This window comes from Pricia sp. (assembly GCF_041745955.1).
GTDB lineage: Bacteria > Bacteroidota > Bacteroidia > Flavobacteriales > Flavobacteriaceae > Pricia.
In genome coordinates this window covers 1-11,551 of record NZ_JBGTHY010000388.1, presented here as the reverse complement: position 1 = coordinate 11,551, position 11,551 = coordinate 1, and the positions used below count along the sequence as shown (strand labels likewise).

The window sequence follows — 11,551 nt, the reverse complement described above, 5'->3', positions numbered from 1 at the left end:
TGAGATACCGACCTTCGTCATTTTCTCCAAGGATGACCCCGTCATCGATCCGGAAGCCATCTACAAAGAGGTATTGCCAAACCTATCAAAGCCTTCTGTAACGGCATTGTCAAATATCGGCCACCTCATTCCCATGGAAGCTCCTAGAAAATTGGCGCGCCAGATAAGGCGAATTACTCGGGGGTAGTAAGTGGTTGCCGTAGAATTTTCGGGATCGACGCGGTTGACGAGCAAGTAAAATAACTGAATTGTCTCAAAATGGACTTTATTTTACGGATTTTATAAAGAAAATTCGATTTTCCTACTTGAGTTGATTTGAAAAAATATTGCGTAAGATTACCAAATATTAAGCTATATCCTGTTGTCTTTCAGATTCTTAAAGGCTGTTTTTAAACAGATCAACACAATACTTAAAAATAAATAATCGGGGGACTCACGTTCTTCGAAACATTTTTCGACTTGAAATTGGTCCAAACTAGCACAAAGTAGTACGATATGCGTCGTGAACCAAGTAACATATTCCTATTTTCTTTTCTTGTAGGCCTCAGACCAAGGGTCTTTATAGTCAGGCTCTTTGTTTTGCATCAAGCGTCTGTGGATATGCGCACAGATATCCATCCAGGTTTCGCCCTCGTCCCATAAAGGTTGCATTATTTGCGATTGCCAATCATTGTAGACTTTCGAGATGGAATCGAATTTGCCCTGATCCGACTTGGAAAGGTCGTCCATTTCACAGAGATCAGTCCTTAAATTGTACATCACAGAGCCATACCCGTCCAAAGTGATCGTTTTGTAGTCGCCGATTCGGGCGGCGGACTTGTCGAGCTTTCGCCAGAACAGCCGTTCGTGGGGATCTCCAGTTTTTTCACCTTTTAAAAAGGGAAGCAAATTAACACCGTCAAGAACCAGATAATCCGGCTTTTGTATACCAGCTGCGGCTAGGGAAGTCAGGAAAATATCCAGCGAAGAGGTCAGTCCGTCGAAATTTTGGCCGCCCTTGAGTACCGCTGGCCAACTCACTGCGAAAGGTACACGGTGTCCGCCCTCGAATTCGTTGCCCTTCCATCCTTTTAGGGGACCTTCTTTTGAATCGTTGTTATGTGCCCCGCCGTTGTCGCTTAAAAAATAGATCAAGGTATTGTCGAGCTTTCCAAGTTCCTTGAGTTTGGCACGTAGCTTACCTACATTTTGGTCCAAAGACCAGGTCATGGCCGCCAGTTTCTGTCTTGGATGGTGCTTGAACTTTTCCAGATCTTCCGCTTTGGCGTCCATGGGCGTGTGTACGGCATTGTAGGCCAAATACATAAAAAAGGGCTTATCCCCGCTTTGCTCGGCAAAGGTGACGGATTGATCTCCGAGGACATCGGTCATATAGCCTTCGAATTCTACCCGTTCACCGTTGTGCTGTAGAATATCGTCTTCGGATGGATTATCCAGAGGAAAATAAGACCTGCTACCGGACAAAAATCCGTAGAACTCGTCGAAGCCCCGTTGGTTCGGCTGGTCGGATGCATCGCTGCCCAAATGCCATTTGCCCAGGGCATACGTGTTGTAGCCATTCTTTTTGAATACTTCTGCCATGGTCGGAACATCGTCACTTAGCCCGATGCCTCCGGTGCCGTTCGCCTCGAAGCCGAAACGCTGCTGGTATTTTCCGGTAATTAGGCCCGCCCTTGAAGGGGCGCATACGGTGGCACTTACGTGGGCATCGGTAAATACCGTTCCGTTCTTGGCAATTTTATCGATTTCAGGCGTCTGCAGATCTTCGCTGCCCATAAAGCCGAAGTCGATGTAGCCGGCGTCATCTGTGAGAATTATGATGATATTGGGTTTAGTCTCGGCCGCTGCATCCTTGTCGTTCGAAGCGACGGTTTTTTCCTGTTTTGAGCCGCAGGCCAAAATTAAGAATCCGAGTAACAGTAAAATATACTTCATAATTTGTTTTTTTGGGTAAATGGTAATTTCATAAAAAATCAGGTTTTGAGTTCGCAGAACAAATTAAGAGGGGATTGATAAAATCATTTTAGCGCATCGAGATAATCTTGAATCATTTATCGCTTTTAGGCAACTATTCAAAAAACTCAAATCCCATTCCTTCATCCATCGTAACACGGGCTTCCCACGGTTTACTTTGTTTTTAATGTCAACAAGCTTTTCGTGCTCATTTCGTTGTCGGGGTCAAATTCTTCGGATGCCATATAGCTAATCAAACTTTTACGCAACTGTCTCGCTGAGGGACGCTTACTCAAGTCCGTTTGCAGGTCCATGGAGGAAAACAGCAGCTTACCCTCGCCGACCTTGGCCTCGAAAACCGTTGCGAGCTGGTGGTTGGTGACAAAATTGTCGATGGCCCTAACAATCGGTTTGACCTGTATGGAATCTATGATGACGGATTTTGACCGGATGCAGAGATCCCACCATTGCCATTCCGTATGGGATTTTGTCGGGAAGTCCGCTAAAGCTTTGTGCTCGTTATCGATAAGTAGGCCCATAGTGCCCGGTTGGTCGGGGAAGTGCACGGGACTCCAAAATACGGGGACGAACCTGCCTTTTATACCTTTGAGTTGTAAGGTATCTGGATTGAGCAATACTTTTTTGCCCTTTTCCAGCGCGGTCACGGCCTCGTCAAAAGAGGTGGTAATTAGGATATCATTTGATTTCGAAACTTCTGTCTTCAAAGCTTCTGGTCTCGAAACTTTTGTCTCCGAGGCCTCTTTCTTTGTGGGTTCTGTCTCCGGGGTCTCTCTTCGCGAAACTTCTGTCTCTGAAACCTTTTTTTCTAATACCTCCGATTTTGGATAGACCCAAATCGGCCAATCGTTTTCGAATTCCGTGCCTTTTAGTTTGATGGACACATTCCATTGTTGCGCTTTTTTGATGGCGATGGGGAAATCGATCTTTCCCAGATCCAAATTATTTCCGATGGATAGGTCTATACCTTCGATGCTATCTTCCGCGAGCGCATTTCCCTTTTCGTCGGTTATAGTCCATTCTAAGGTCTGTCCTTTTTTATCCTCGAAAAAATTGGCGACCTCGATCGTGCCTGAAAAAGTTTCTCTATCCTCATAAACTGCCTTTTCAAATCGGAGCAGTGGTACAAGAGGACTATTGAACTTTCGGAAATCCTCGGCGGAAATGGCGCCCTTCGATTCCCAAAAAGCGTTGAGCAAGCCTACTAAAGCGGTACCCTGACCGGGGAAATCCTGGAGCTGTAATAACTGGAATCCGTCAAAACTAGGGGTCTTCAAGGCCCGTTCGATTTCTTCTTTGTAGAGCATGGCCGCTAGTTTCCCCGAAGCTTGGGTAAAATCGGGAGCGAGATCCAGCATTCCCTTTTTTTCAAGATCTTGCCTGACCGCCATAAAATTCAAGGGTTCTAAGACCCCGGTATATTTCGGGATTTCGCTCAGATCGGGATAGACCGAATACTGTCCAATCTCATGGGAAATCAGGGGAATTTCGATATGTTCGCTATTGGCGGAATAATCGGTGTCAAACGCCGGGGCCTTGTCATTGAAAACGCCCTGCCCACGGATCCAACCCTTGTCCGTCCATTGGGCAATAAAAAATTCGTCTTCAGGTTCGGGGCGGGTGCCCGTCGGTTTTTGAAAGGAGAAGGCGGTGGTGGCGTACAGACGACCGCCATCTTTCTTTTTCAGTTCGGCGACCATGTCGTTCAACAGCCCGATATCGCCCTGCAGTTCGTTGCCCAAGGCCATAAAAATAAAGGAAGGATGATGGCCATAATCGCGTATCATCTCATCGGCTTCCCTTTTTAGGAATTCTGTGGTCGGCTTGTCCTCGCCGACTTTCAGGCTCCAATGTGGTAGTTCGGCCTGAAGGTAAAGTCCCGCTTCATCGGCAGCCTCGAAGGCGGCGGAAGGCGGGCACCAGGAGTGGAAACGCAAATGGTTGAGTCCGTAATTCTTGGCCTGTTCAATAAGTTCCGCCCATTCGGATTTCTGCATCGGAGGATGGCCGGTCAATGGGAAAATAACGCATTCGAGGTTGCCTCTTAGAAAAATCCGTTGGTCGTTCAAGGTCAGCACGCCATCTTTGTTTCCTAATTTTCGCAAACCGAATTCCGATGTAACGGTACCGTTTGCGGTCGTGATTTTCGCGGTATATACATTGGGATGAAACTCGTCCCAAACCTGTAATTCTTTAGGGGTGGTTATGGGAAAGTTGACGTAACTGCCCTCCATAAGGGGTTTCTTAATTTCTTGGGACGCTATTACCCCACCTTGGGCATCCAAAATCTCGAAGGTGAGTCCTTTTTTACTCGGCTTGGTCTGCTCGAAAACGATGTTCAGCGCATCGTTGGCATAATCTGGATGCACTTTTAGGTGTTGAGGGGCGTTCGGCTCTGACGCTTCGAGCAAAATATCCCCGATGATACCGTTCCACTTTATCTGGGTGTGGTTGGTGTAGGCGTGCGCCATATCCTGATTTATCGGGTCGGGATATCGGTCGCCCGTGACATTGATAAAAGGATATTTGTTGCCGTTATCTATGAGAACGGTCAAAAGATGTTTTCCCGGTGACAGTACATCGGTCAAGTTGTATTCGTGGCTGCCGACCAGACTTTCCTTGGATGCGGTTTTTTTTCCGTCCACAAATACCGTCGATTCCCAAATGACCCGCTCCAAAACGAGCTTGATGAACTTCTTTTTCCAAGCTGCCGGAATCTCTACTTCCTTTTGGTACCAGGCCTTGCCGATGTATTGGTGCTTTCGGGCCAAATTGGAGAGTACGTAGTTGTTCAAGGCAGGCTCCAAGGTGTTCAGGGTACCAATACCAGCGTCGTCCAAGGTGCCGGGAAGCGTGATGGCCTTTCCATCGATATTGGTTTTGGCCCAATTTTCGGATGTTCCAATGTCCGTGGAATCCAATTTTACCTGCCAATTGCCGGACAAGTCGATTTGGTTCTCGGCTTGGGCCGTTGATGGAACCCAAAGTAGCATAGAAAATAGTAGCGTGAAGTATGCTTTCAGTGTATTCATGTTCAAGATGTTTTAGTCGATGTACGCTGCCTCGATTTCGGGATTTCGGGACTATCCCGTGTGCCGGGTTCTGCTTTTGCCGTAATAATCCGTACCTAATGGCGAATTTTCTTCCATCTGCTTATTCTCGCCACCACCTGCGGCAAACTAGCAGCAGCGAGTTTTAAAATCAAATCACTTGTCCGAAACCTGATAATTCTCCTTCCATTCTACCGCCATTTTGAGATGGATATGAGCGGAAAGATGATACAAATCCATTTTCAGTACCGTTTTGAAAGCGGCAATCGCTTTTTCGGTGTTTTCCAGTCCGAGTTCGCCTAAACCGATCAGGTAGTGGCAATGGACTTGGTTGCGGACGTTCAGGTCTTCTTCCCAAATCAATAGGTCGGGCAGGGAGACGGCGAAATAATCGAGTTTTACCTCATCGTTCATATGCTCCTTGCCATAGGCGATAAGGTTTTGGAAGCGTTTTTCGGCCTCTTTTTTCTTACCTAGTTTTAATAGGGCCAGACCTTGATAGAAAATCTTGTCGGGTTGCTGATCGTTGTAGAACATCGCGGGACTCGGGTCGCTCAAGCCCTCGGAGGCCTTTCGCCAATTTTCTTTGGCTTGCGGGTTTTCGCCCTGTTTCTCATAAGCGCATCCGGACCAATACAAAATATCATTTTCCTGCGCACCGAATAGTTTTCCCTCGCCGAGATTGTGCGGGTAGACCTGAGCTGCCTCTAAATGTTCAATAGCTTCCGTTGGTTTATTGGCGCGCAACACCCGTTTGGCCAATTCAACATGTACGGTAATGTGCTGAAAGGGCACTTTACCCTCACCACCTTCCCAAGGGTGGAACTGCCGTTTTTCGAGAAGTTCCAAAGCTTTTTGGTGTTCGCCCCTAAAGTTTTTTAGGGCAATTCGTTCTAGATAAAGATCATCGCGCGACGAGGTCAGCGACGGATTATCCTCCAAGAGCCGCAAACGTTCCGCTACCGGGATATTTATTTTTTTATAGAGCTGATCCAGTTCCATCAACAAGCGCTGGTTGTCCGGATCCAGCTTGAATGCCTTTTCCAATTTTTCCTGTGCCAAAACTTTTTTATCGCTCTTGTTGTAATACAGCAATGCCAAGTTGCGCAGGCAGATGGGGTTGTCGTGCTTACCTTTCACCGAGGTTTCCCAGCATTCCCGTGCGTTCCCGTACTGTCTGGCGGCATACCAAAAATTACCAAGATAATAGTGCGCCATGGCGTCTTCAGGATTGGATTTACGGGCTGCTTCCAATACCACGACTTCTTCCAAACGGCTCGGGAAGCAATAATCGGAAGGCATTTCGCTGGCCAGTTTGTAGTGCTTTTTAGCTTCCGAGGCATCCCCTTTCTGCTCATGGTACCATCCTAGGAAATACGGCACCATAGGGTACATTTCGGATTTTCCGTCCGAATAGACTTTCATCAAGGCGATAGCCTCATCATAACATCCCGCCTGCGCATAATCCAAAGAAAACTCAATGTAATTTTGAACATAATCCCGTAGGATATTTTTGAAATGGTCCAAGTCATTTACATCCTTACTCAACACATATTTTTCAAAAAGCACCCCAAAATTGAAGCGGTCTATCGCCAACGAATCGTTTATGAGCTGTATCGCTTCTTCTGCACGGCCCATTTTTCGCAATAAAACTACCTTTAAATGCCGTGCCTTATGGTTGTGCCAGTTTTTGATGAGGGAGGTATCGACCAGCTCCAAAGCCTTATCAAGATTGCCCTTGGCGCAGTCAATCTGGGCCAAATTGAAATATCCGGCGTCTTGCCAGGCGGCATTCCAGCACGATTTAAAAAAAGCGGCATAGGCTTCGTCCGGTTTACCCATCAAGCGTAGCGCAAAGCCTTTGTTGAAATACGGCTCGCCGTTGTAGGGATTCGGATTGTGCCGTGTAAGTGTCTCGATGGCAGTATCAAAATAGGACAGGGCTTTTTCGAACCGTCCCTTCTTCAGGTACCAAAGTCCCATCGCATTATTATTGCGCACATCGCCCGGCTCGCGGGATAACGCCTCCAAGTAATAGACCGTAGGGTCGTAAGTGGCATGGCGATATTGTTCCAAATGTAGACCGCGGAGGTAGAGTTGCTCGGTGTTTTCGATATCCTTCGGTGCCTTGGCCGCTTTGGCCGCTTCGGGAACTTCTTGATCCGAATAATCCTCCGGGGTCCAAGAAACCAGAACCTTACCTTTTTCATCCTTTAGGGTGGCCGTTAGATTTTGGTAAACCGGGTTTTCTATGGATACGCTTTTCTCGAAACCATCTTTGGGACTTAAATCCATCTTTTCTTCAAAAACCATGTCCCCATTGTTCAAAAGCTCAAGTGTACACCCGGGATAGTTCGCGGTAACATACACTTTGACAGTCGCTTGGCCATCTTCCAGTTCTAAATTCACCAAAGCCTCTTTGGTCGCATTTTTGACCATGCCGACATTGTAGTAAGGCATAAAATACTGCTTGAAACATTTTTCCTCATAGGGATGCATCCACGAAAAATCGGGTTGGTTGTCGGTGTAGACGCCACACATCAATTCGATATACGGGCCGTTGTTATCCGTCAGGTTCCGGTCCCACGCCTGGCCAAAATCGCCGTTGCCCCAGGTCCACTGTTTTTTGCCCGGGGAGACATTGTGGTCGGCCACGTGTAACAATCCGCCTTTGGAATCGTTTTCGTAGCCGCCCACAAAGTCATACTTCGAGGTAATCGCCATATAGGAAGTAGGTACGGGTATGTTCTTATATTTGGAAATATCGGTGCCGGGGGAATAGTCGACCTTGTAGTATTCGCCCTTAGCGATCGGAAATTCGGAAACATCGCGTTTGCCATGGTCGAACACGGCATTGACATCGGGCGGGAACACGGACTGGTAGTGGTCATTGACGGCCACGGCGGGGTTCGCCCACCACAAAAAGATCTGCGAATGGGGCGTGCGATTATATAGCTGCCCTTTAATTTCTATATACGCTTTATCAGGATACAGGGTAAAGCCGGCCATACCTTTGGTGCGGAACATACGCTCTACCTCGCTGACCCATACCGTGACGCTGCCGTCCTTATTTTCTTCGATACAATGGTCGGTCGGGTCATAGGTGCTGGGGCGATGGTGCTGGGGCCAATTAAATTCGATTCCCCCGGAAATCCAAGGCCCGGTCAAGCCCACCAACGCGGGTTTGATGACATGATTGTAATAGACAAAATGCCGTTCGCGGATTTTATCATAGGCCATTTGAATGCGCCCACCCAAAGCTGGTAGCACCATCATTTTTATGTAGTCGTTTTCGATGTAGATCGCGTCCCATTCCTTGTCCGTCTTTTTATCGCTGATCTGTTCGATCACCGGATTCGGATATACAGAACCGCTACTGCCCTGATACACCCGTTTTTCTAGAAACACGGGGTATTTTTCAGGTGTTCCGACTTCGTAGGTCGGGATGGTGACTTTTTCTCTCCAGGCTTTTACCTTATTCATAGTGCACTATTTAATATGATCTAAATTCATTGATTTTCTCAAAAGGTTTCACTCATTCTCAATAACTGCGGGTGGCTATGGCTTTCTTGACTTTTTCCAATTTTCCTTGATTGAATGATATTACAATGTTTTGACCTGCATGCCTTCTTTCAATCTTTAAAATTCAAAACTGATCGGTAAACTGGTATTAAGTCCGTTTTCCGAATTTCTACGAATGACGATCGCTCACTGAAATCGGGACTTTGATTTTCCTCCAAATCGACCAAAAAAGGAGCATCCTTATATATCGGCCTGAAATAAAAGTTCATTTCCTTGGCCTTTTTTATGTTCGAAAAATACCGTAGCCCGATTTCCCAAGGTATTCCTTTATAAAATTCATCGGCTACCAGTTCATTGTCCAAAAAACCCATGGCGGTATCACCGATATAGTCGATTTTTAGAATAACGTCGTGCAAGTTTTCCGGAATACCTCCCTCCAAGGAAACCACTAATCTTTTATCGTTTATTTTGCAAGCGTTAAACAGAAGGCTTGCTTCAGGCATTGCGACCTTAAAATGGGACAGCACTTTGTTCTTTGGTTCTGCTGAGAGGTTTCCGCCATCGACGGTCAGTTTTGTTGCAGTTTTCGGATAGACGAAAAATTCGAACGTATTGGCCTCTTTTGATAGCAGTTCAAGGCCTTGATCATGCTGTAAGACATCCGCATCGGTAAAAAGTAAGTGTTCCCGCTGGTCAATATCGACTGGCCATGATTTCAGGGCAAAGTTCTTGTCAACCACCAATACTTTGATGCTTTGGCTTTCGTTTTTTAGGATAAATTCAGAAGGTTCATCTTGGGGGCAATCGACCAACCAACGCTCCTTATTCGAGGTAATCGTAGCATGCGACCCGTTTACTATTTTCAGTCCCTTGGCCTTTTTAAACGAAAATTGGGGACGAACGCCTTCAGGGGCAAAAAACACGTAGTACGGATTTTTTTTATCTTCCGAGGCGGTGAGCAATTGCGCCGTTGCGTAGTTCAGATGCACCCCCGACAGATCAAAATTGAAGGGGAAAATGGCGTTTTCGCTACTTTTTATGTCAAACCCGCCATTTTCGGGAATCGAACGTATGCCTTCGGAAGTATTCACCTGAATTTGTATAGCCTCCTTATCGGTAGGTGATTTGTGGTCTTGAAAGTTGTTTATAAAGAGAAAACCTGAATCATCCTCATGCCGCACAGCATATCGCAACGTTTCCGTATTCGAAGGTTGGATTGCGGTATTGGTTTCCGGTAAGACCGTGGTCATAGGGGCAAGCCGATCGGCAAAGGCGTTCAGGAAATAATGGATCAGCTTTAACCGATGGTAGGATGCTCGAGTCTGACCGAATTCACCGATCGGTGCCTGAAAATCGTAGGATATTTTAGCGGCACCAATGGCTTCATCGTTCAAAAAGTTATGTTTACCCCTAGGGGTCGAGCCACCATGGTACATATAATAGCCGATACCGTTCGCCCCACTGCCCAGACACCGGTTAATCAGGGCATCAAGACTTTCGGGCAGCACCACCGGCCGCCGGTCATAGGTCGCCATAATACCGCCCCCCAGCTCGGCGGCAAAGGCGGGATAGCTTTCCGGGGTATAGCGTACGGGGGCGTAATCGGGATTTTTGTGCATGTCCGTATACAAATAGAAGGGCGACAGCTCCCGCTCATCGGTCCATGTAGGATAGGCATACGCCGCCGTAACCGGTAAGGATTCATTGGGGATGATCGCTGCGTTCCTCCAACCTGTAGCGGTATATAACGGGGTTTCGATACCGGCCTTTTGCGCCAATGATTTTAAAAGTTTCATGTGGTCATTGCCTAGCGCTGCATAGGGATTATCTTCTTTGGAAACTCCAACACCTTTTTGGGTAAGGGCCTTGTCCCGTTCCGAAGCCGTATAATCCAAGGGCTGCCCGGGGTAAGTTAGTCCCCACGGAGCAGCGGAGTGTTGGTATTCGTTTTCGATCTGGGTCGCGATAATGGGGCCGCCATCCTTAAAGAACAGTCCCTTGAGTTGTTTTCCTATTTTATTGTACAGCCGTTCCGCATAAAAAAGATAATCGGGATCATTGGAGCGAACGGTCAAGGGTTTTGCCAAAAGCCAGTCGGGAAGAGCCCCGTTTCTAACCTCGCCGTGACCAAAGGGCCCGATACGGATGATGACAGGCAAATCATATTGTGCGCACAGTTCAACAAATTTCCTTACATTTTTATTCCCCTCAAAATCGAATATGCCCTCCTCCTCTTCGTGCAAGATCCAGAACACGTAGGTGGCCATCATATTGATACCGCCCGCCTTCATTTTTTGAATCGCCTCTTCCCAATATTCCTCTGGGTATCGTGAAAAATGGAATTCCCCAGTTATCGGAATGATAGGTTTGGCATTTTGGGATAGATAATAGTTGTTTGCGGCAATGGTTTCGCCCTTATTATTGGTGCCGCCCAGATCTAGTTCTGAAACAATCTGTTTTTCGGGGATGTCAATATCAATACTGTAATGGTGGCCCGGTTCAATCTGTTGACCGTAACCAGACATCCAGCAAACCAGCACCACTGCTAAAGACAAAAGACAATGACCTCTTGTTCCTCTATTTTCCGTTATGTTAATAGGTCTGTCAAACATATTTTCAACGCGTTGTATGTGACTGGATAATCTAAACTCCAAACTTTTTAATTTTTTTCAAAAAGACCTTTTATAGCGTTGATCTCCAATGCTGTGCTCGGATCAAAAGCATCGCTTGCCACATATTTCTTTAAGCTATACAACAACTGTTGCGCCTCCAATCGGTTTTCCAGATCGGTGTGAAGGTCGACGCCTGAAAAGAGTAGTTTTCCCTTCCCTACCTTGGCCTCAAAAATTAGGGCCGTTCTGCGGTTTTCGAACCAGTCGTCGACAATGCGTACGACGGGTTTCAAATCTGGAGTGAAATCGTCGAGCACGATGGCGTTGGAATGCGACATGGCATCCCACCATTGCCAGTTGGAATGGTATTCCGTAGGGAATTCGGCCAAGGCAGGA

General features: G+C 46.9%; 5 protein-coding genes and 1 pseudogene. 1 reads left to right on the top strand and 5 read right to left on the bottom strand.

Annotation, left to right across the window (positions count from 1 at the left end; translation table 11 throughout):
• Positions 1–187 (top strand): alpha/beta fold hydrolase (locus ACEW8S_RS14115; RefSeq protein ID WP_373518781.1); only part of this gene is annotated, 187 nt, incomplete at its 5' end.
• Between the two features lie 335 nt (positions 188–522).
• Here the strand turns inward: ACEW8S_RS14115 and ACEW8S_RS14110 are convergent.
• The 5 genes and pseudogenes from ACEW8S_RS14110 to ACEW8S_RS14090 all read right to left on the bottom strand — a co-directional run.
• Positions 523–1,935, bottom strand: a complete 1,413-nt coding sequence (locus ACEW8S_RS14110) for a sulfatase-like hydrolase/transferase (RefSeq protein WP_373518780.1) — start codon at positions 1,933–1,935, stop codon at positions 523–525.
• Between the two features lie 191 nt (positions 1,936–2,126).
• Positions 2,127–5,003, bottom strand: coding sequence for a sugar-binding domain-containing protein (locus ACEW8S_RS14105; protein WP_373518779.1), 2,877 nt, complete (start codon positions 5,001–5,003; stop codon positions 2,127–2,129).
• A 174-nt stretch (positions 5,004–5,177) separates the two neighbouring features.
• Positions 5,178–8,504, bottom strand: coding sequence for a DUF5107 domain-containing protein (locus ACEW8S_RS14100; protein ID WP_373518778.1), 3,327 nt, complete (start codon positions 8,502–8,504; stop codon positions 5,178–5,180).
• Positions 8,505–8,653: 149 nt separating this feature from the next.
• Positions 8,654–11,098 (bottom strand): beta-galactosidase, encoded by a 2,445-nt coding sequence (locus tag ACEW8S_RS14095; RefSeq protein WP_373518777.1) that lies wholly within the window; start codon positions 11,096–11,098, stop codon positions 8,654–8,656.
• 104 nt (positions 11,099–11,202) lie between these two features.
• A pseudogene (locus ACEW8S_RS14090) lies at positions 11,203–11,551 on the bottom strand (hypothetical protein); the annotation flags it as partial.